Consider the following 21,760-nt stretch of genomic DNA (forward strand, 5'->3'; position numbering starts at 1 on the left):
GTAGAATGAATGGGAACTGGTATGAACAGGCGGCTGGTGCGAAGGGCGACCTTCAAAGCTGCTGGATATGGAGGAAACCAAGTGAGCAATCTTCTAGTTATTTTCACGGGTGGGACGATTGGCAGCAAATCTGGCGCAGGAGCGATTAGCGTGCGTGAAGCAGGCTCCTATGCGATTATTGAAGGCTATCAATCGGACCCCCGTTACCGCGAGTCTGTAAAGCTGGAATGTGTGCAGCCGCTGAATATTCTCAGCGAAAATCTGGTGCCAGACGATTGGAATGTGTTGATTGAAACGATCCGCAGCGCGGACTTGTCCCAATATGACGGCATTATCGTCACCCATGGCTCGGATACGCTTGCTTATTCGGCTGCAATGCTTAGCTATATTTTGTGTGATAGTCCCATCCCGATTGTGCTGGTGGCCAGCAACTATCCGCTTGGCGATCCGCGCAGCAATGGACTGCGCAACTTTGCCTCGGCCGTTGAGTTCATAGATGGCGAGAAGCTGAAGGGCGTCTACGTCGTCTATGAAAATAGTGCAGGCGAGGCTATCGTGTATTTGGGTACACGCGTCACGCAAGCGGTGTCGTTCACTGACCAATTGGAATGCCCGTATGACGTGCATTACGGCATCATGAGCGAGGGCAAGCTGATCGTCAACGAGCATCCTTACAACCCATCTGCACAGGAGCTGCATTCTCGCAAGCCTGCCCCGAGCCCGTTCACCGCTGGCAAGGATAAGCTGCAATCGGGCCTGCTGTATGTGAAGCCGTTTTTGGGCATGACCTATGATTATTTTGATTTTGGGCAAAAAGCGCCGAAGGCTGTCGTTCACGATCTGTTCCACTCCAGCACGGCGAATACGAGTGCGAGCGAGCGCCATTCCCTGCTTGCATTCGCCGGGTATTGTGCCCAGCATAGCGTAGACTTGTATTTGTGTCCGCTCAAGGACAGCTCGGAGACGCTATACGCGTCGTCGGTCGCTTTGCAGCAGGCGGGAGTGGCCTTTATCGAAAATATGTCGGTGGATGCGGCGCTTATGAAGCTGACGCTTGCTTATTCCCTTTATGTCGATAAGCAGCAAATTCGCGAGTTTGTGATGAACACACCGCTTTTCTATGAGTTTGTAGCATCTCGCTGATGGACATGCTATCGTTGTTTGAGTAAGCAAAGCAAGTGGAAATATCCAATACGAAGGAGCTGATTGAACATGACGCAAGTGCAAATTGGACAACAGGTTGAGAATTTTACATTGCCAGCCTCGAATGGCAAGGACGTATCGCTGCAGGACTATAAGGGCAAGAAGCTGGTCATTTATTTTTATCCGCGGGATATGACACCGGGCTGTACGACGGAATCGTGTGACTTTAGAGATTACAATGGACAATTCAAGACGTTCAATACCGAAGTCATAGGCATCAGCCCTGACGATCTGGCGTCACATGATCAGTTCATTGCTGCTCATGAGCTGCCTTTCCTGCTGCTCTCGGATACGGATAATCAGGTTGCCGAGCAGTTTGGCGTATGGAAGCTGCGCAGCCGTAATGGCGAGGAATTTATGGGCATCGAGCGTTCAACCTTTCTGATCGACGAGGAGGGCAAGCTGGCGAAAGAATGGCGCAGTGTCGTCGTTGAGGGCCATGTGCAGGAAGTGCTGGAGGCGGCGAAACAGGCCTAACAGGCGCGGCAGGCAAACAGCATGATAGATGACAAGCGATTTTGTGAAAAATAAAGCGGCAGGCAGGATTAGAGCATTATGCTCTGATCCCGCCTGCCGCTTATTTGCGTCATTTCTGCGGTTCGCGGTCTGGCAGCTGGCTAACGTAGCTGTCGGAGAGCTGGAGCAGCTCCAGCGCGCGGTTGTATTCATCCTCGGTTGCTTTCTTGGCGCTTTCCATGCCATCGCCTGCGAGCGGGTGATGGGTGCCATCGTCGTAGCCGCTGCCGGACAGGAATAGCTCTTTGCTGCTGACAAAGGAGCCTGTCGGCAAATAATAGCGCTGTGGCAGCAGGTTATACGAGCTGCTGTTCAGCAGATCTTGGCCGAAATGAATTTGCTTATCCAGCGAAACACCAAGCAAGTTCGAAACCGTCGGCAGCAAATCAACCTGCCCGCCAAGCTGGTCAAACTCCTTCGGCGAGGTAATGCCCGGAGAAGCAATAATAAGCGGAATATTAATCATATCGGTATAGCTGTACTCATAACCGTAAATTTCTTCCATTAGCGCTTTATCATCGCGATCCAGCGAATAAATCGGCAAGCCCAGATGGTCGCCGTATAACACGATTAGGCTGTCATCCCAGAGGCCGCGCTGCTTGAGATCGTCAATAAATTGGCCAAGCACGTAATCCGCATAGTTCTGGGCGCGAATGTAGTCGCCGACGAACGTGCCCTCGTAACGCTCAGGCAGCTCCATTTTATACTTCGTATCCGGTATGGTGAAGGGGTGGTGAGCGGTCATCGAAATGACTTGAGCATAAAATGGCTGGTCCTTGCTATCCATTTTCTCCAGCTCAGCCGCTGTTTTCTTATAAAGCACCTCATCGGAAGCGCCGAAAAACACCGTATCGTCCTCACCGAAAAAGGCTTTATCATAATAGCGATTGAAGCCAAGCGCCTGATACAGCTCGCCACGGTTCCAAAACTCCACGACATTCGTATGGAACGTCGCCGTATCATAGCCGTTTTCCGTCAAAACCCGCGGCAGGCTCGGCAGCACCTTGCCAGCATACACTTGGGTAGCTGCGCCATTAGGCGGAATATAATAGGACGTGTTTACAATGAATTCAGCATCAGACGTATTGCCCTGACCCACGCCTTGGTAAAAATGCTTGAAATAATAGTTGTCCTTCGCCAGCTTATTCATATTCGGCGTAATTTCCTTGCCGTCAATGGTGAGGTCGATGAGGAAATTTTGGAATGATTCCAGCTGGATAATAATTAGGTTTTTGCCTTTGGCAGCCCCTTGCAGCTGCGGCGCAGCGACAGGCTCAAGCGTCTTGAGGCTGTTGATCTTCTCCTGCGTAATGGTAGAGGAATCAACAAGCTCGGGTTCTTTTTTGCCAAAAATCGTATAGGCCTCATAATTCAGGATGCCCATTTGCTCGGCTTTCACAATTTCATTCATGCTCGCGCTATTCGGCAAAATGTTGAATAGGCACAGGCCGAGCGATACCGCGAAGACGGTCGTTAGCATTCTTTTGCTCACACGAGTCTGGCTGGCGGTTTTCCAATACTGCGCCTTCTGCTTGCGAACGAGAAAATAAAACATAAGGATTACATCAATAAAGACGAGTAAATAATACGGGTCCATCAGTGAAAATACGCTGTTGCTAACCGCCGTTACCTGATTGACCTGCTTTAGGGCAGAGGTGGTGACGATGACGCCGTAATATTTATAGTACATCAGCACAGCAAAGAGAATGGCTGTTATTAGCAAATTCGCTGTTAAATAATACGTCAGCTTGCGTTTTGTTGCGAACCACTCAATGAGGCAAAAGACGATTAACGCAAATGGAACCTCCTTGAACAAGGTGCTCCACGACGGGCTTCCGAATACAACCATCCAAGTAAGAAAGCTTTTGAAAAGAACAATAATGGAGAAAACAATAATCGGTCTGGTGCTGAACAGACGTTTTGGTGCAGATAAAGTCAAAGTATCGCCTACCTTCCCTCGACAAATTAAGGCCGAGTCCCTCGTAAATTTACGATAAATTCATACTTATTATGCCTCTTCCTATAGTAGAATGTCAAAATGCAAAATTAGCCCTATGCCGCATATTCGCGGAGGAGGCTCACAAAAATTACATAGGAAATTTCGGCAACCTTTTAAGACAGATTGAAGTCTATTAGGTATAGTATAAAAAGAACAGACTAATCGTTTATTACCCTTTTTCCTGTAAATTAAACCATATAAGGAGTGCATCATGAAGAGAAAACGCAGAAGAGCGGTCGTTATTTTGTTATCTTTATGCCTAATTGCGATGGCTGTTATAGTAATTGTGAAGTTTGATAAAACGGCGGCTCAAGCGCCAGGTGATACAGCGGCAGTTGTTGCGCCAACAGTGGAAGCGAGTGCCGAGGTGGACGCTTCGCCATCCGTATCGCCGATCGAGGAAAGCACGACGCCGGAGGCGACAGAAACGGCAACAGCGGAAGAAACACCAACAGCAGAAGAAACGCAAGCGGCAACGCCTGCTCCTACACCATCTCCGACTGTGAAGCCGACCCCAGAGCCGACAGCAACGCCGAAGGCAACAGCAAAGCCTTCCAGCGGCAGCTCTTCTGGCGATTTGGATGAAGGCTTAGCCGTTGTAGCAGAGCCGGAAAGCGTCACGGCGCTAGTGAATAAGCAAAACAAGCTGCCGGATGATTACGAGCCTTCCGAGCTGGTATATCCGGATGTGGCATTTATTTTCAGCGAGAAAATCGATAAGCGCAAAATGCGCAAAGTAGCGGCGGACGCTTTGGAAGAGCTGTTTGCAGGAGCGAAGAAGGACAAAATTTATTTAGCTGGTGTGTCGGCCTACCGTTCGCAAGCGACCCAAAAGGCGCTGTTCGATCGTTATGTGAAAAAGGATGGCCTGGAGAAAGCCAGAACGTACAGCGCTATCCCGGGGACGAGCGAGCATCAGACTGGGCTTGCGATTGACGTGTCTGGAAGCGACGGCAAATGTGCAGCCGAAAGCTGCTTTGGCGGTACGGATGAGGCGGTATGGCTGGGCAAGCATGCCTATGAATATGGCTTTATAATCCGTTATCCTGAAGGCAAAGATAAAATTACCGGCTATAAATACGAACCGTGGCATCTTCGTTATGTAGGCAAGGCGCTGGCGAAGGAATTGACGGATAACGACGAGACGCTGGAGGAATATTACAACGCCATTCCAGTAAGCAAATAATAGCGGAAATGCAGCGTTTACCGAGTCTGGGCATGAGCTCAGGCGGGTAGACGCTGCTTTTTTCTGTGAAAATATTGCCGCTTTGCTATCCGCTTCAGAACGATATCTAGATCTTTGCCTCGAATGTGCGGCAGTCTGTTTCCGCAGATTCGGACGCCCGCTTGCCGCGGTTGCTTGCTACAAAAATCGAAGCAGCTCCGCAGTGGTTGCCGGCGGTTCAGAACTTGCAGGAATTGACGAAAGCACAATACGTCCTTTGCCATTGACAGCTCACCTCCTCAGCTATAGGATGGACAAATTAAGGATCAATTTATACAAGTGAAGGGAATGGATGCTGATGGGAACCAGGCTTTATTACAATCATGATGCGGGAGTAGATGATCTCGTTTCTTTATTTCTAGTTTTGCAAATGAAAGAGGTAGAGCTAGTCGGTGTATCGGTCATCCCGGCTGATGGCTATTTGGAGCCCGGCATGAAAGCCAGCCGCAAAATCATTGACCGCTTTGGACGCGGCGATGTCTCGGCAAGCGTCGAGGTAGCGAGATCCAATTCTCGCGGGCGCAATCCATTTCCTGCGGAATGGCGGATGCATACCTTTTTCGTCGACGCGCTGCCGATCCTTAACGAGCCGGAGCAGATTAAGACGCGTGAGGCGGAGCTGCCGGCCCATCTTCATATGATTGAAGCGATTCGCGCCTCGGATGAGAAAACAGCGCTGCTGTTCACTGGACCGCTGACGGATTTAGCCCGTGCATTAGATGAGGCCCCGGATATTGAAGCGAAAATCGAGAAGCTCGTCTGGATGGGCGGAACGTTCAATGAGAAAGGCAATGTGCAGGAGCCGGAGCATGATGGTACCGCAGAGTGGAATGCGTTCTGGGACCCGGAAGCGGTAGAACGGGCATGGGCCAGCGAAATTCCGATCTTCCTCGTTGCTTTGGAAAGCACGAATAAGGTGCCGCTGACGGTGCCGATTCGCAATCGCTGGGCTTCGCTGCGCCGTCATGAGGGTATGGATTTTGTCGGGCAATGTTACGCCGCCTGTCCGCCGCTTGTATATATGGAGACGAATTCGACGTATTACCTGTGGGATGTTCTAACAACGGCAACGGTGGGCGATTCAAGCCTCGTCTCGATGAAGATGGTCCACAGCAAGGCGATCGCGCATGGCGCCAGCCAAGGGCGCACCATAGAAGCGGCGGATGGCCGTCCGGTCAGCCTCGTGTACGATGTGGAGCCGGAGCGTTTCTTCGACTATATAACGGAGCTGGCCTGCAGCGCAGAGCTTAATCCGGCGTAAGAAGGGTGTCCAGCGGGAATTTTAGTAACAGGAAGGATACTGGGTTTGCTTTTGCTGCATTGTTTTTGCTGCATCTTACAATGTAAGAGTAACTGTGAATAAAACGTTTCAAGACTTGTTGTGCGGTTTATTAATATGAAGAGGCTTCTGAATTCATTTTGGAAAAAAGAAAGAGATGAGGCTGATGCGCTTCATCTCTTTTTTGCTTAAGTAACATACTTAAGCGGCATATTTAAAATGTTTTTTCTAGAAGCATGGTGAAAAAGGCGGAGCGGAATGAAAAGGTTGGACTGTAGAAGCGTTAGCGTTCGTTTTTGCCCTTGAATGTCCACCTGTGGTGGCTCATTCGATGACATTCAAGGGCAATGACGATCGGAAGCCAATCTTTTCATGCAGCGCAGCCTCTTTTTTCACCAATGCTAGAACGACGCTTTAAATTAACGCTAGTCCATTTCATAGATCGAGCCCGATTTGCTAGCATAAAGCTCAGCGTAGACCTTCTCCGCATAAGCATCGGTCATGCCGGAAATATAATCCGCGACGAAGCGCGGCCAAGTCCAGTTTTGCTTATGCTGCTCATAATTGGCAATCCAGTCTGGCGGAATGATGAGCCGTCCGTGCTCGGGGATGCGGAAGCTCTCCCACAGTCTGCGGATCATAATTTCGCTGCGTTTTTGCAGTCGTTGGACGCGGAAATCTTTAATCAGCGTCACCCATGCCAGCTTCTTGAGAATTTCCATCGTCCGCAGCAGCTCCAGATCCTGCTGTCCATCCTTGACGAAGGTAACCTTCTTCCAGCCTGGGGTAGAGGAGTCAATAATGCCGACCTTTCCGGCAAAAACGCTGACCCAGCGCGCTTTCATCTCCCTGCGCGTACGCGACGTTTCCTGATCGTACAGCGCATACAGCTCTTCCCATTGCTCCAAATAAGCGGCGAGCACCTTCTTCACCATCGCGGGAATGTCCACCTGATGCCAGCCAACCTCCATATTGCCTTGGTCCTCAACAATTTCCTGTACCAGATGGTCAATTAGGCGCTGATCTTCAAAAAACGTGCGATTCATCTGGATTTTGCCTGCACGGATGCCATCCTCAATATCATGGGTGGAATAAGCGATATCATCGCATAAATCCATCAGCTGTGCTTCGAGGGTGGAACGGCCCTTGGGCATTTTCCAAGAATGGCGCAGCTGCTCAATATCTGCCCATTCGGAGCTGTACAGCCCTTTAAGACGTCCGGGCTCATCCAGCGAATAAGGGTATTTATTCGTAGCCAGAAGCACGGCTGCGGTCAGATCAAGCCCGCTGCCGCTGCCGGCGCGCTTCTCCAGAAACATGAGGATGCGGAAGTTTTGCGCATTACCTTCATAGGTCATGCCATGCTCTTCATGAAGCAGGTGATCGAGCACCTCTTCGCCTTTGTGGCCGAATGGCGGATGGCCCAGATCATGGGCCAGCGCCGCAATTTCGACGACGGCGGGATCGAGCATCAGGCCGGGATGTTCTTTTTTAGCTAAAAAGGCATATTGCTTGCCCAGTCTCCGCGCAACCTCACGGGCGATTTGGGAAACTTCAAGCGAGTGCGTCAGCCGCGTGCGGTAATAATCGCCAGAACCAGCGCCGAACACCTGTGATTTTCCCTGCAGCCTGCGAAAAGCGGGGGATTGAATCAAGCGGGCATAGTCCCGTTCATATTCGTCTCGTTCTTCACTGAAAGTTCCCAGCGCAGGTTCGTCCAATCGTAGCTTGCGTAAGTCCATTGTTGTTCCTCCCATGCCGCTCCAGCAGTTCTTTTGAAAAATTGTAGCATACTTTCATGTTTGAACATATACCGCCCATAGAGTATGATTTGATTAATTATAAAAAAATGTGCATGTTGTAAATGGCATAACGGGGGAGCTTTAGCGATGACTACGTATCAAGACTTTTATTTCATCTTCACCTTGCTGAATATATTGCTCGCTTTCGCCCTTGTCTTCTTGGAGAGACGCAACGTCAGCTCTACTTGGGCTTGGATTATGGTATTATCTTTCATCCCTGTATTCGGTTTTATTCTTTATTTGATTCTCGGCCAGCAGCTGCGCAAGCGCAAATTGTTCAAGCTGCTCGGAGACAGCCAGCGCATCATAGAAGATACCGTGGATCGGCAGAAGCTTCAGCTTCAGGATCGCAACACCGTCTTTCATGATGCCGAGACGAACAACTACCGGGATATGATTTTTATGAATTTGGTCAGCAGCTACGCCTTGTTCTCGCAAAATAACGCCATTCGTATCTATACGGAGGGCAACGAAAAATTCGACGCGCTAATTGCGGATATCGCCTCCGCAGAGCATCATATTCATCTGGTGTATTACATTGTGCGTAATGATGTGCTGGGCAACAGGCTGCTCCGAGCATTGGTAGCGAAAGCGCAGCAAGGCGTAGAGGTCAAGTTTCTCTATGATCACATCGGGAGCTCGGGACTGCCGCGGTCGTTTTTCAACAAGCTGCGGGAAGCAGGCGGCAAAGCGCAAGCCTTTTTCCCCTCGCGCATTCCTTATGTAAATTTAAAGCTGAACTATCGCAATCATCGCAAGCTGGCCATCATCGACGGCATGACCGGCTATATTGGCGGATTTAATGTGGGAGACGAATATTTGGGCTTGGACAAGCATTTCGGCGAGTGGCGGGACACGCATTTGCGGGTGAATGGACATGCGGTGCATCAAATGCAGGCACAGTTTCTCATGGATTGGAATCTCGCGTCGTCAGGCACGGTGGAGCTGAATAGCAGCTATTTTCCGGTAATCAAAGAAGGCGGCGGCATTGGGATGCAGGTTGTAGCCAGCGGCCCAGATTCCGAGGATCAGCAAATTAAAGATGCTTATATTAAAATGATTTATTCGGCAAAACGGTCGATTTGCTTGCAGACGCCTTATTTTGTGCCAGACGAAAGCTTAATGACCGCCCTGAAAATTGCCGTCCAATCCGGTGTGAAGGTGCAGGTTATGATTCCGAAAAAACGCGATCATTTCTTTGTTTATTGGGCGACCCGCGCTTATATTGCCGAGCTGCTGGCAGGCGGCATTGAATGCTATTTGTATGAAAAAGGCTTCCTGCATGCCAAAACAATTGTCATCGATGGCAAGATCGCTTCGGTGGGAACAGCGAATATTGATATTCGCAGCTTTAAGCTGAATTTTGAGATGAACGCTTTTATTTATGAGGAAAGTACCGCGGGACAATTAAAGGAGATTTTCGAGGCGGATATTGAAAATAGTATCAAGCTACAGAAAGACGAGTTTGCAAAGCGTCCGCTCTTTGAACGCTTCAAGGAGTCGATCAGCCGGCTGCTCTCACCGATTCTGTAGGCAGCATAAAGGGATTCCGCTTATCGATGATAACCGGAATCCCTTTAACTTTCTGACTCACTTCTATTCAATTTATTCAAACGCTCCATTCCAAAGTTCGCATTTCCATGTACAACTTCCATTCATTATTGCACTTGCCATAACCGAATGAACTCTCATTGAAAACCAAACTATCAAAGTTAAGTATTGCTTGAATTATTGGTATTGCTAGACTGGGTGACGGTGCAGCCTTCTCGCTTGCTCATTATGGTGAGTTCCCGCATGTCCGGATGATCCTTGCAATCTCCTCTCCGTTTAAATGGGTGACATGCTTCGCTTACGCTACTCCAACGGGCTATCCCCTCTCGATTAGGATAGGTACATCATATCTTATTATTTGAAATTTGTAAATATTCAGAATATTACAATTCCTTATTTTTCGCAAAATGATTCCAAAGTCTTGAGCACTTGGATTCAGCTTGATTTTGGCAATAGGCCATAAGGGCATAGAGGTGGGGTTGACTGATTTTGACAACATAATTATACTTAGTCTAAATCAAAAATTGAAGGAATGAAGGCCTTATGGCAAAACTAAACTTAACGGTTCAGCGCAAGGCGATTTTGGACGTGATCCAGCAATCTCACGACCATCCGGCAGCAGCTGATATTATTGAACGTTTGCGGAGCAAAGGCTTTAACTTTGCTTACGGAACGGTATACAATTCGCTTCGTTATTTAACCGATGCAGGGGTGATCCGCGAGCTCAAGCTTGGTGAGGCGGTTAGCCGTTACGATGGGCGTACGGAAGAGCACCAGCATGTCATGTGCAGCAAATGTGGGCGTATTGAAGAAGTGATGATTGAGGTGCCGCAGGAATGGACGCGCCGAGTTGCGGAGGAAACGAGGTTCATTATTCACCATTCACATATTGTGTTAGAGGGGGTTTGCGAGTCATGCGCGAGCCAATCGTAACGAATGAGGACAAACAGACAGCTTTAAATGGAAATAAGCTTGCCGGGCTGAATCAGGACAGCTTTGAGCCGGGTTTCACGGAGCAGGCGGACGCAGATATGCTGCTGGAAGGTGCGGTCTGCTCCATGACGAAGCGGGTTATGGTTGTCAGTCCGTTCCCGCAGCGGGTGCATAGCCTTCTGCAGCTGCTTGCCGCAGATTGCTTTGATCTATTTACGCTGCACGATTTGAATAGAGCGTTCGTGCATAGTTTGCAGCCCGAGCTGCTGATCTATGATGCGACGCCGTATGTCCAAGGCCACACGGATGCGGTAGAAGCGCTGCAGGCTGCTTTGCAGCACACGGCCCATCTTAAGGGAGTGCCGATTTTGTTCCTCGCAGGCGCTTCGGCAGGGGTGATCCGCCATCTGCTGCCTGATGCCGCAGCTATGATTGAATGGCCGGCAGTGCCGCAGGAGGCCGTTAACCAAATCAACCGCATGATGGAGCAGCAGCCACAATCGAGCCCAGTGGTCGTATCCGGCTACCATTATAAAGATCTGACGGTCGATCTGAAAAGAATGGCCGTTTTCCGCGGCGAGCAGCGCATTGATCTGACAAAGACGGAATACGATCTGCTGCTCATGTTTATTACGTCCGACGGCTCCGTGCTCTCACGCGAGACGATGTTCGATTCCGTATGGGGCAGCCAGTTTCTCGGCGGCAGCAACGTAGTAGATGTGCATATTAAGTCGCTCCGCAAGAAGCTGAAGGACAGCGCAGTAGCGCCGAAATATATTGTGACGGTGCGCGGCGCGGGCTATCGGCTGGCGGATGAGGCAGCTTCATCTTAATGAAAATACCACTGGGGGTATAGCAGCCCTCAGTGGTATTTTTTATATGAAATGGTGTTCATCCGATCTTCATCATACGTTCATCTAAAATTCATGACAGGCATCGTTTGGTCTCGCTATAATAAGGTTAAATATTTAGACCAAGTCTAAATCCAAATCGGAGGTAATAACGATGACCAATACGACGAATGTAACGAATACGAATCATCAATCTAATGCGAACTACATGACGACCAATCAAGGCGCGCCTGTTGCCGATAACCAAAATTCGCGCACGGCCGGACAGCGCGGCCCTACGCTGCTGGAGGACTATCATCTGCTGGAGAAGCTGGCGCATTTTGACCGCGAGCGTATTCCAGAGCGGGTTGTCCATGCCAGAGGCGCTGGCGCGCATGGCGTATTCCGCGTAGAGAACAGCATGGCTGCTCATACGAAAGCTCATTTCTTGCAGGAGGCGGGAGTGGAGACGCCGGTATTTGTCCGGTTTTCGACCGTCATTCATGGAACGGGTTCACCTGAGACGGCGCGTGATCCGCGCGGCTTTGCGGTGAAGTTTTATACGCAAGAGGGCAATATGGACATTGTGGGCAACCATCTTCCGGTATTCTTCATTCGCGATGCGATGAAATTTCCGGATATGGTGCATTCACTGAAGCCGTCGCCGCAGACGAATGTGCAGGAGCCTGGCCGCTATTGGGATTTTATGACGCTGTCGCCGGAATCGACGCATATGCTGACATGGCTGTTTTCCGACGATGGCACGCCTGCGACCTACCGGGAAATGGATGGCTTTGGCGTGCATGCGTTCAAGTGGATTAATGCCGAAGGCAAGCTGACCTACGTGAAATACCACTGGAAATCGAAGCAGGGGGTGCGCAATTTCACCGCTGAGGAGGCTTCGGAGATGCAAGGGCGCGATTTTAACCATGCGACAAGGGATTTGCACGATTCCATTGCAAAAGGAGATTTCCCGGAATGGGATTTGCATGTGCAGCTGCTGCCTCCTGAGCATATGGAGCGCTACTCCTTTGATCCGCTCGATCCGACCAAGACGTGGCCGGAGGATATGTACCCGCTGCATAAAGTCGGTACGATGACACTTGATCGCAACCCGGAAAATTATTTTGCCGAGGTAGAGCAGTCGGCATTCTCGCCGAGCGCTTTGGTGCCGGGCATTGAGCCGTCGGAGGACAAATTGCTGCAAGGCCGTTTATTCTCCTATCCGGATACGCAGCGTTACCGTCTGGGCGCGAATTATTTGCATATTCCAGTCAACTGCCCGTATGCGCCTGCCCGCAACCATCAGCGTGACGGAGCGATGACGATGAAAGCCGATTCCTCCAGCGTCAATTATGAGCCGAACAGCTTGAGCACAAGCCCGCAGGAAGCTGGGCAGGACCACGCCGACCATGCTGTTCCTGTTCACGGCTTTGCCGGTCGCCAGAAAATCGATAAAACCGATGATTTTACGCAGGCAGGCGAACGTTATCTTTCCCTTGCGGAACCACAGCAGGACAACTTGGTGAAAAATTTGATCAATGATTTGGGGCAGACGAACGCGGATATTCAGCTGCGTGCCATTTGCAACTTTTTCCGGGCCAACGTGGAGCTGGGGATGAGACTGTCTGAAGGGCTGGGCGTAGATATTCGCAAGCATATGCCGCAGCGTTAAGCAGACTCAGGGTACAGCGGAAAAGGATGCTTTTATATGGAATAGAAGAATGAAGCAGCAGACAAATGGCAGAAAAAAGGCAAGAAAAACAGGCGGGTACCCTGATCAATGGGGGCTCCGCCTGTTTGCTTTTATTTATTTTCCTCCTGCATCAAGCAGTTGGGAAATTATGCTGCAGCTGCTAGTAAACAGCCGTTTTTCTCCCCCCAATGATGACCGTCAAGTCGACTGTTACTTCAAGCGTAGGCCTCTGTTTTATTTGCTTTACAAGCGATTCTTTCATTCTCCAGGACAATGGCGTCATAGCAATGAAAGGCTCAATCAGCGGCTGGTGCAAAAGAAAGCGGTAGTGCAGCCGCCGGCTGCCCAGCACTTCAAAATATTCGCTAAAACGCTCTATAGTCGCAAGATTATCGTAAACGTTCCTCTTAAGATTCGTGCTGTGACTGCTATCCGTGCTGTTGTATAGCAAGGAGCGCAGCTCCTTTAAATAATCAGGTCCAGGAAAAACTTTAATGACATTGCCTGTATCAGCAAGCAGCCGCTGGAACTCGGCATAATTGGAAGGTGATAGGATATTGACGATGAAATCAAAGGAGTGGTCGGCAAATGGGCTGTAAGCCAAGTCTGCGACGCACCAGAATGCTTCGCCGTTATTTTTCGAAGCAAGCGCTATTGCCTCCTTGGAAATATCTAGGCCTGCCGCCAGCACCGCAGTATCTGAATTGCGGCTGAGCTGCTGCTGAAGCACGGACAAATGCGAGCCTTCCCCGCATCCAGCGTCCAGCAGCCTGATAGGCCCAGTCCGATCCTGCCATGAGCCGTTTATGCTCTCGGAAATATGGGAGAGGACGGGAGCGAAGAAGCCGCTGTCCATCACCTTTTTCCGCGCCTCGAATAGCGTTTTTTCGTATTTTGTACGCACAGGGCGGCTTAGAAAATGGACATAGCCATGCTTCGAAAGATCGTAGCTATGCTTGCTGCTGCACACCAGGCTTCGGCCGTCCCGCAGCTGCATGGAGCCTGTGCACATCGGGCAGCGGAGCAAATTGGAATAAGCGGGGGAGGTTAACGCCACCGCGAGCTTTTTTCTATTTTCACGCATTGCAAAAAGCACCTCATTCATTTGATTTGAGTAAATGAAAGTAGGCACAGATAAATAAACCTAGCTCCTTTGCACGAAAAAAGCTTGGCTCATCCTTCTGTACCTCTCATTAACGCAAACGAATGAATTTGATGATCATGCCGAGTTAACACTCCCACTGATGAATTTGAACGCAGAAGCTGCCGAAAGGCGCTTCCCTCAATAGATTATAGCAAAAAATCAACGAGCCTTCTCCTGATCAATATCGGGAAAAGGCTCATTTATTGGAGTGGACAGGTTTTTTGATGAGTACTCCACTAAGGAGCAATGCTTCCATCGCGAAGGGGCGGAAATCAAAATTCCTATTTTCACAAACTTTATAAAGGTGTTGTAATAAATGCGTTTTATGGTTAATATTGTTTCGGAAATGGCGATTATAAAAGAACGGGATGTGAACAGCGATGAGTACTGAGAACCCGTATGCCGGGCATGTAGTTCCAACCAATAATGATAGCGAGACTACAGGATCAAAGGTTTATACGCTAGTTTCTTTGATTGTTTTGGGTATCGGTTTATTGATGGCATTGGTTGGCTTTGGAAAAGAAATCATGATGAGCATGAAGGATTATAAACCGTTTGCTGGCATGACGGACTCGGCTTGGGTGGGGCTTCAACATTTGCGAGCTTTAATGGAATCATCTGAGTTTATGCATGTCGTAGGCAACACAGTCACCTTTAACCTGAAGTTTGCGGGCCTCGTATTTGTGCTTGGGGCTCTAGCGGGGTATGCCCTGCTTGCCTTGCCTTCCAAGATGCGGCAGGGAGTCGTTATGCTGGGAGCCTTGATTGTTTTTGTGCCTGCTAGCGTCTACAGCCATTGGTGGATGTATGTGCTTGGCAGCGAGCCATTTTTGCAGGAATCGGTAATGAGCATTCTGCATCCGCTGCTCAGCGCTTTGAAATATGCGGGTATACCTATCGCTATCATCTTTGCTGCGGGTGAGGGCCGGAGCCGCAGGGATGCTTGGCTGCCAGTCAAAGGGGCAGGCCTGTTTGCCCTCTCATCGCTTGCCTTTATAGGCAGCGGTTTGTTTTCCATGACCTTTCTGTTGTCGAATCCGGTGACTATGGGCTCAACGGATGTGTTGGACATGTATATATTAAGATCAGGACTGATGCAGGCCAACTTCAGTTCCAGCGCCGCCGCCAATGTGCTGCAAATGCTGCTGTCAGCCGTGTCTTTGCTGCTCCTGTTCATTCCGCTGCGCCTGCTTTACAAGGCGACTTTCCTCGGAGAACGAGAGCTAGAGAAAAAGGTTGGTTATGCGGGACGCGCCATTACAGCAGCTGTGGTTTTTGCACTATTTACAATCATTTATTTTCTGCCTTACTGGGTGGAAGGCGGCTCGTTTGAGCCATTGCCAGAGCAGGGATGGCCGTCTTTTGGCTCCTCTATTTTATTATATTTCCTCATTTCGCTGGCAGGAGCGATTCCGCCGGCCGTGATTGCAATGGCGATGGCTGGGGCCTTTAGATCCAAGCAAAAAATAATCGTGTGGTCAGCTTCTATTGCCCTTTCAATTATTACCCTGTTAACCATTCAACCGTTTAAAATATCCAGTTATATGACCATTCGAGAGATGGGAATGTTGAATACGTTGTTTGCCGTTGTAACAGTCACCAGCTTCTCGGCAGCGGCAGTTTGGGCGGTCGCCGCTGTGCTGCGGCTGGAGGCCAAGCTGTCTATTCTCACGCTGCTGTCCGCTGCAGGCGGCATGCTGCTGCTTCAAACAGCACTGAATTACGGCAACTTCGTGCCTTCCTATCTGTACATTACAGATACTCATCGGTCGCCTGTAATGATGTTTATGCAAATGACACGAAGCGCGGAGATACTCAGCCAATCAGGAGAGGCAGTCATGAGAACAATTGGGGGGCTGTACGGCTATTGGATTGCCCTGCCGCCATTGCTCTTGTATGTGGCCGCGCATATGTTCCTTCCCAAACGGCAGCTGCTGCTCATTTTGTCAGGCGGGTTAAAAAAGTAGAAGCAGCTGAGAACGATTTTATCAAATAGGCAAACCATGCTGAAAATAAAGCAAAGGCGAGCGGAGTGATCTCCGCTCGCCTTCTTTGCCCTTGCTTGCGGCTCTAGCCGCTGCGCTGGAACTGGCTCATATACAGCTCATAGTAGAAGCCTTGCTGTTCTAATAGCTCGTCATGCGTGCCGCGCTCTTTAATGCCGCCGTCCGCAATGACGAGAATTTGATCCGCCTGGCGAATCGTGCTGAGACGGTGGGCGATCACAAAGCTGGTGCGCCCTTCCATCAGCTTGCGCATGGCGGCCTGTATATGCATTTCCGTCCGCGTATCAATGCTGCTTGTCGCCTCATCCAGAATGAGGATGGACGGATCGGCAAGCACAGCGCGGGCGATGGTCAGCAGCTGCCGCTGCCCTTGGCTGAGGTTGCCGCCACCAGCGGTGAGCGGCGTGTCATAGCCCTGAGGCAGCTTGCTGATAAAGCTGTGGGCGTTCGCCAGCCGCGCTGCTTGCTCAATCTCCGCGTCGGAGGCGTCCAGCCGACCGTAACGCAAATTTTCACGAACGGTATCGGAGAACACATAGGCATCCTGGAGCACAATGCCAAGCTGGCGGCGCAGGCTGTTTCGGTCCAGCTCGCGAATATTGGCATCATCGATTGTAATTTTGCCATGGTCAATATCATAAAAGCGCGTTAGCAAATTAATGATCGTTGTTTTGCCGGCTCCGGTCGGACCAACGAGAGCGATCATCTGTCCAGGCTTGGCCTCGAGCGATACATGGCTCAAGATCGGATGGCCTTCGCGGTAGCTGAACGATACGTCGTCGAAGCGGACATGGCCGCTGCATGCTGCAAGCTGCTTGGTGCCATCGCCTTCGTATTCCGTATCGGTATCGATCAGCTCAAATACGCGCTCGGCGCTCGCCACAGCAGATTGCAGCAAGTTAAACTGATTCGCAAGCTCGTTCAAAGGGCGCTGGAATTGCTTCGAGTAGTTCAGGAAGCTGACAATGATGCCGACGGTCGTCCAGTGATGCAGCGCCATCCAGCCGCCAACGGCAGCGATAAGGGCAAAGCTGAGATTGTTCATGACGTTCATGAAGGGGCCGATTGTTCCTGAATAAATTTGCGCTTGAATGCTCGCATTCGTCAGCTCGCCGTTCATTTTATCGAATTGCTCCGCAGCCCGCTGCTCGCGGCGGTACACCTGCACCACCTTTTGCCCGGCTACCGTTTCCTCAATAAAGCCATTCAGCTCGCCCAAATGCTGCTGCTGCTTGGAGAAGAAACGGCGGGTGAAGCCCGCCACCTTCTTAGTGAACAACAGCACGAACGGTATCGTTACCATGCTAAGCAGGGTCAGCCATAGATTGAGCGACAGCATAATGGCGAGTGATCCGGCAAGCATGATGACGCTGGACAACAGCTGCGTGACGCTTTGGCTGAGCGTACTGGACACATTTTCAATATCGTTCGTTGTCCGGCTCATCAGCTCGCCGTTCGTCTTGCCGTCGAAGAAGCGAAGCGGCAGCAGCTGCAGTCGGCCGAACAGGTCGCGGCGCATGTCCAGCACCGTATTTTGGGATGCGCTCACAACCAGCTTCTGCTGAAGCCAGGTCAGCACAGAGCTGCCTGCATATACAGCAAGCAGCAGGAAGCATAGCGACAGCAGTCCGTCATAGCTGCGCGGAATGATGTATTGGTCGATGGCGTAGCCAATGAGATACGGCGCGGCGAGCGACAGTAGCGTTGCGCCTATTGTTGCAAGCAGCACGCTTATTAACGTTGTGCGGTAGCGGCTCAAGTAGTTCCAAATACGGCGCAGCGTCTGGAGCGTATTTTTGGGCTTGGCTTTTGCGGTTGGAATGCCCGGAGGACCGCCGCGCATTCCAAGGTTCGGCAGAGCCGGAGCTGACGCTGGCGGGCGCTCACTAGGAGAGAAATGCTTAGGATCAGCCATGAACGGTCGCCTCCTTGCCAGCCTGCGACTGGTAAATTTCTTGATAAAGCTCAGAGGTGCGCAGCAGCTCGCTATGGGTGCCCTCTGCGGCAATTTGCCCGTCATCGAGCACGATAATATGATCGGCGTCGATGACGGAGGAAATGCGCTGCGCGATCATAATGCTGGTGCGTCCGTGCATCAGCTGCCTCAGTGCCGCTTGGATCTTCGCCTCCGTTCCCATATCGATGGCGCTCGTGCTGTCATCGAGAATGAGCACCGATGGCTGGAGCAGCAGCGCACGAGCGATCGACAGCCGCTGCTTCTGCCCGCCGGACAAATTGACGCCGCGCTGGCCAAGCTGCGTGTCGTACCCTTCGGGAAGGCGGGTAATAAAATCATGCGCCGCCGCTGCCTTGGCGGCGGCAAGCATTTCGGCTTCGGTGGCCTCTGGCTTGCCGAAGCAAATATTTTCACGAATGGTGCCCGTGAACAAAATCGACTCCTGAAGCACGATGCCAATATGGCTGCGCAGGCTATTAAGCTCAATGTCGCGCACATCAACACCGTCCAGAAGCACGCGCCCTTGTGTGGCTTCGTACAACCGAGGAATCAGGCTGACTAGCGTAGACTTGCCTGATCCGGTTGCTCCAATCAAAGCGAGCTTCTGTCCCGGCTTAGCTGTAAAGCTAATGTCGCGCAGCTCATACGCCTTCTCTGCCGCAGCTATGCCCGCATAAGCGAATGAAACATGCTCGAACGCCACTTCTCCCGTTGTATCGTTATGTTGGGCAGCCGATTCGGCTGAGCGAATTTCCGATGACGTGTCAAGCACCTCCTGCACGCGCTGTGCAGAAACCTTCGCCGTCGAGAAGCGGACGAGCATCATCCCAATCATCGACAGCGACATCATAACCTGTGTCACATAATTAATAAAAGCAATTAAATCGCCGACGGGCAGCGTACCTTTTTGCACATCAAGACCGCCATACCAGAGCACGGCAGCAATCGCCGCATTCAAAATAAAAGTGAGAATCGGCATATTAATGGCGACCAATTGCATCGCCTTAATAGCCGAGCCCGTATAATCCCGATTCGCACGGCCAAACCGCTCGTTTTCATAGGTGGAGCGGACAAATGCTTTGGCGACCCGGATGCCGGTAAAGTTTTCTTGCAGCACCGTATTTACCGCATCCAGCTTCGACTGCATGCTCGCAAACAGCGGCAGAGTAGAGCGAATCAGCGCAAACATAACGATGAACAGCAGCGGAACGACAATGGCGAGAATGAGTGCCAGCTTCGGGCTAATAGTAATCGTCATAATAATGCTGCCGATGGCCAGCATTGGCGACCTGACAAAAATGCGCAGCAGCATCTGCACCATCGTCTGGAGCTGGACAATATCACTCGTAAGCCGCGTAATCAACGATCCGGTCTTAAGCTCATCCAGGTTTCGGAAGGAAAACGTCTGTACCTTGCGGAACAAATCGCCGCGCAGATCGGCTCCGAATTTTTGCGAGGCAATGCTGGAGTATACGGTGCAGCCAACCCCGCCAATCAGGCCAACTAATGCAGCTGCAAGCATATATAAGCCTGTTATTTTGATATGGCTTAAATCGCCTTTAATGATGCCTTCATCGACAATGCTCGCCATCAGCTTAGGCTGGAGCAGGTCCATGCATACTTCCAAAACCATCAGCAATGGGGCAAGCAATACAGCGACCCAGTGAGGTTTTAAATATCGCGCAAGCTTGAACATCGTCCACTTCCTCTAATCCTGATTTCCCTCGGCAGGGTTCATCGCGTTTATATTATCGCCAATTCGGTGCAGCATCCCTTTGAGGATTTGTTTTTCTTCCTCGCTGAAGCCTTGCAGCGACTGCTCCTCCAGAAGGTGAAGCGTCTCGCGCAGCTTGCCAAGCATCGCTTTTCCTTTGTCGGTCATAAAAATGCGCGACACGCGCTGATCACGTTGATCGGCTTCCCTGCGGACAATGCCGTTCTTCTCCATCCGGTTCAGCATCACGGTCAGCGTTGCCGCTTTAATATCAAGCTCCTGTGCCAGCTCGTTCTGGCTTCGTCCCGGTCCACGCTCCAAGGCGAACATCAGCGGCGGCTGCCCCGGATAAAGATCATAATCCTGGAGCTGGGCATGCAGCTGCTTCTGATGCTGACGGGTTAAATGGCGGAAAATCCGCGTAATATGGTCAGGCCCTCTGCGAAATGGCATAGCGGCACCCCTCTCTTTTTGAACATCATGCAGAAATTAGTTTGTCGACTAACTATATTTTAAAACGAGGCTGGAACCGCCGTCAAGCTTTATCCTTAGCGTCATGCAGCCTAATCCTAGTAATCATTGTGGTATTATAAAAAGTATTTTTGTATAAATTTGTATTGAATGTTATTGGTAACTATATTAAAATATGAATTGAGATTAACATAATTTCCTTATTTTATAACATAATTGATTGGAACCTAATAGGCAGATAAGGGAGGGGTATATTTTTTTAATGGGGAATAATCAGTTATGGTAGTTTTATGGGAATTTTACGGAAATGAAAAATCGAAAAAGATGGAGGAAAAGACAATGAAAAGAAAGTACGTGACTACGCCTTTTTTAGTTCTCATGCTGTTTTTCGTAATGGCTCTTCCTATTTCAGCCGAAGCCGTCACTTTTAATCAACCGGAATTGCTGCCCGCTGTTCAAGCAGAACCTGATTTAATCGGGGAAGTAGAAAGCATTCAAACCGATTGGGAAAGCGGTGTAGCGCTCAGTGCGTCCGATCTTTTGAAAAAACCGAATCCAGCAAATGCGGCAAGCCGCTTAAATTATAATGTGGAAGGAGATATCCTGTTCCATAGCAGCTCATTAACGGCGAGCAATCCGCAAAATTTTTATTTCTTTAGTTTGGCGACAGCACGCAGCATCATTTTTCGGACTCAATCTGCCAATGCCAGCTACCGTGTAGATTTGTACCAGATTGATTGGAGTACGGGAACGGCTTATCCGACAGGCATCGGCAATACAAGCGGCAATCTGTCAGCTGCCAACAATTTGCCGGCTGCCGACTTTGGACTATTAGTTACTTCTATGGGCACAGTAGGAGACACCTATACTATCCAGTCCAATGCTTCCGCTCCAAATGGCGCCATATCATATAATAGCGTTTCAAATCTTTTGCAATCCGTGGTATGGAAGTATTCGAATAATGATTTATATCTCAACAATAAGCAGGTTGCCAATACGACCAATGCTGCGAATACGAACCCGCAATTGGATTGGGAGAGAGAGTATTATTTTTCTTATGGAGGCAACTATCAATCACGCACTCATAGCATTTCAGATGCACGAGTGAATTATATTACAACGGCGGTAGACTATCATTCTACTTATGCAAGCTCCAACAATGCCGTACTTATAGTATTGAAGGAAGATACATTATTCACGTATCACTATTCGTCCTTCGCCTCTGGCCCTCCAACGCAGTATTTTCAAACCTTTGTTGATACGAAAGGGTATACAACGCCAAGACGATTTGGCTTGCTGGACATGCTCGGAAATCCCCAAATTTTAGTTTATGACTTGAATACGAACAAGGTTATTGATTTTGTCAGCGACTTGAATTTCTACTATGCAAATGGAATCGAGCCTGCGCCTACCGTTAATTACTATAACTAGATT

At 50.0% G+C, this 21,760-nt stretch carries 17 protein-coding genes; 10 read left to right on the top strand and 7 right to left on the bottom strand.

Going from position 1 to position 21,760, the window contains the following annotated elements; genetic code table 11:
* Positions 1-81 precede the first annotated feature (81 nt).
* Together ASF12_RS16330 and bcp are read left to right on the top strand one after the other, a co-directional pair.
* A complete protein-coding gene (locus tag ASF12_RS16330; RefSeq protein ID WP_056036631.1) occupies positions 82-1,143 on the top strand; it encodes an asparaginase in 1,062 nt (353 codons plus the stop codon).
* Positions 1,144-1,212: 69 nt separating this feature from the next.
* On the top strand, positions 1,213-1,680 hold the full coding sequence (gene bcp / locus ASF12_RS16335; RefSeq protein WP_056036633.1) for a thioredoxin-dependent thiol peroxidase: 468 nt from the start codon (positions 1,213-1,215) through the stop codon (positions 1,678-1,680).
* 109 nt (positions 1,681-1,789) lie between these two features.
* Here bcp and ASF12_RS16340 read toward each other — a convergent pair whose 3' ends face one another.
* Positions 1,790-3,658 carry an LTA synthase family protein gene (locus ASF12_RS16340; RefSeq protein ID WP_056036635.1) on the bottom strand — a complete coding sequence of 623 codons (1,869 nt, stop codon included), beginning with the start codon at positions 3,656-3,658 and terminating at the stop codon, positions 1,790-1,792.
* Positions 3,659-3,929: 271 nt separating this feature from the next.
* Between ASF12_RS16340 and ASF12_RS16345 the strand changes: the two genes are divergently transcribed.
* Entirely contained in the window at positions 3,930-4,904 is a 975-nt protein-coding gene (locus ASF12_RS16345; RefSeq protein ID WP_056036638.1) for a M15 family metallopeptidase, read from the top strand.
* A gap of 106 nt (positions 4,905-5,010) precedes the next feature.
* Here the strand turns inward: ASF12_RS16345 and ASF12_RS36575 are convergent, their stop codons facing one another.
* Complete coding sequence (locus tag ASF12_RS36575; protein ID WP_442952536.1) at positions 5,011-5,091, bottom strand: hypothetical protein; 81 nt, start codon at positions 5,089-5,091, stop codon at positions 5,011-5,013.
* A 150-nt stretch (positions 5,092-5,241) separates the two neighbouring features.
* Here ASF12_RS36575 and ASF12_RS16355 point away from each other — a divergent pair, with 150 nt between their 5' ends.
* Complete coding sequence (locus tag ASF12_RS16355; RefSeq protein ID WP_056037068.1) at positions 5,242-6,204, top strand: nucleoside hydrolase; 963 nt, start codon at positions 5,242-5,244, stop codon at positions 6,202-6,204.
* Positions 6,205-6,647: 443 nt separating this feature from the next.
* Here ASF12_RS16355 and ASF12_RS16360 read toward each other — a convergent pair whose 3' ends face one another.
* Positions 6,648-7,964: a deoxyguanosinetriphosphate triphosphohydrolase family protein gene (locus ASF12_RS16360; protein ID WP_056036644.1), complete on the bottom strand. Its 1,317-nt coding sequence runs from the start codon at positions 7,962-7,964 to the stop codon at positions 6,648-6,650.
* A 147-nt stretch (positions 7,965-8,111) separates the two neighbouring features.
* Between ASF12_RS16360 and cls the strand changes: the two genes are divergently transcribed.
* The 4 genes from cls to ASF12_RS16380 all read left to right on the top strand — a co-directional run bounded on the left by cls (position 8,112) and on the right by ASF12_RS16380 (position 13,013).
* Entirely contained in the window at positions 8,112-9,557 is a 1,446-nt protein-coding gene (gene cls / locus ASF12_RS16365) for a cardiolipin synthase (RefSeq protein WP_056036645.1), read from the top strand.
* Between the two features lie 561 nt (positions 9,558-10,118).
* Positions 10,119-10,508 carry a Fur family transcriptional regulator gene (locus ASF12_RS16370; protein WP_056036648.1) on the top strand — a complete coding sequence of 130 codons (390 nt, stop codon included), beginning with the start codon at positions 10,119-10,121 and terminating at the stop codon, positions 10,506-10,508.
* Positions 10,490-11,341 (top strand): winged helix-turn-helix transcriptional regulator, encoded by an 852-nt coding sequence (locus tag ASF12_RS16375; RefSeq protein ID WP_056036650.1) that lies wholly within the window; start codon positions 10,490-10,492, stop codon positions 11,339-11,341. Before ASF12_RS16370 ends, ASF12_RS16375 begins: the two co-directional genes overlap by 19 nt.
* 172 nt (positions 11,342-11,513) lie before the next feature.
* Positions 11,514-13,013 (top strand): catalase, encoded by a 1,500-nt coding sequence (locus ASF12_RS16380; protein WP_056036652.1) that lies wholly within the window; start codon positions 11,514-11,516, stop codon positions 13,011-13,013.
* Between the two features lie 181 nt (positions 13,014-13,194).
* Here ASF12_RS16380 and ASF12_RS16385 read toward each other — a convergent pair whose 3' ends face one another.
* A complete protein-coding gene (locus ASF12_RS16385) occupies positions 13,195-14,118 on the bottom strand; it encodes a methyltransferase domain-containing protein (protein WP_056037072.1) in 924 nt (307 codons plus the stop codon).
* A 440-nt stretch (positions 14,119-14,558) separates the two neighbouring features.
* Between ASF12_RS16385 and ASF12_RS16390 the strand changes: the two genes are divergently transcribed.
* Complete coding sequence (locus tag ASF12_RS16390; RefSeq protein ID WP_056036654.1) at positions 14,559-16,145, top strand: hypothetical protein; 1,587 nt, start codon at positions 14,559-14,561, stop codon at positions 16,143-16,145.
* Between the two features lie 103 nt (positions 16,146-16,248).
* Here ASF12_RS16390 and ASF12_RS16395 read toward each other — a convergent pair whose 3' ends face one another.
* The 3 genes from ASF12_RS16395 to ASF12_RS16405 are packed head-to-tail and all read right to left on the bottom strand — an operon-like array spanning position 16,249 to position 20,308.
* Positions 16,249-18,099 carry an ABC transporter ATP-binding protein gene (locus tag ASF12_RS16395; protein WP_056036656.1) on the bottom strand — a complete coding sequence of 617 codons (1,851 nt, stop codon included), beginning with the start codon at positions 18,097-18,099 and terminating at the stop codon, positions 16,249-16,251.
* A complete protein-coding gene (locus ASF12_RS16400; RefSeq protein WP_056036659.1) occupies positions 18,092-19,837 on the bottom strand; it encodes an ABC transporter ATP-binding protein in 1,746 nt (581 codons plus the stop codon). Before ASF12_RS16400 ends, ASF12_RS16395 begins: the two co-directional genes overlap by 8 nt.
* A gap of 12 nt (positions 19,838-19,849) precedes the next feature.
* Positions 19,850-20,308 carry a MarR family winged helix-turn-helix transcriptional regulator gene (locus ASF12_RS16405; RefSeq protein WP_056036661.1) on the bottom strand — a complete coding sequence of 153 codons (459 nt, stop codon included), beginning with the start codon at positions 20,306-20,308 and terminating at the stop codon, positions 19,850-19,852.
* Between the two features lie 357 nt (positions 20,309-20,665).
* Here ASF12_RS16405 and ASF12_RS16410 point away from each other — a divergent pair, with 357 nt between their 5' ends.
* Positions 20,666-21,757, top strand: a complete 1,092-nt coding sequence (locus tag ASF12_RS16410; protein ID WP_155973199.1) for a hypothetical protein — start codon at positions 20,666-20,668, stop codon at positions 21,755-21,757.
* The last annotated feature ends 3 nt before the right edge of the window (positions 21,758-21,760 follow it).

The organism is Paenibacillus sp. Leaf72 (genome assembly GCF_001422685.1).
In the GTDB taxonomy this organism is placed as follows: Bacteria; Bacillota; Bacilli; order Paenibacillales; family Paenibacillaceae; genus Pristimantibacillus.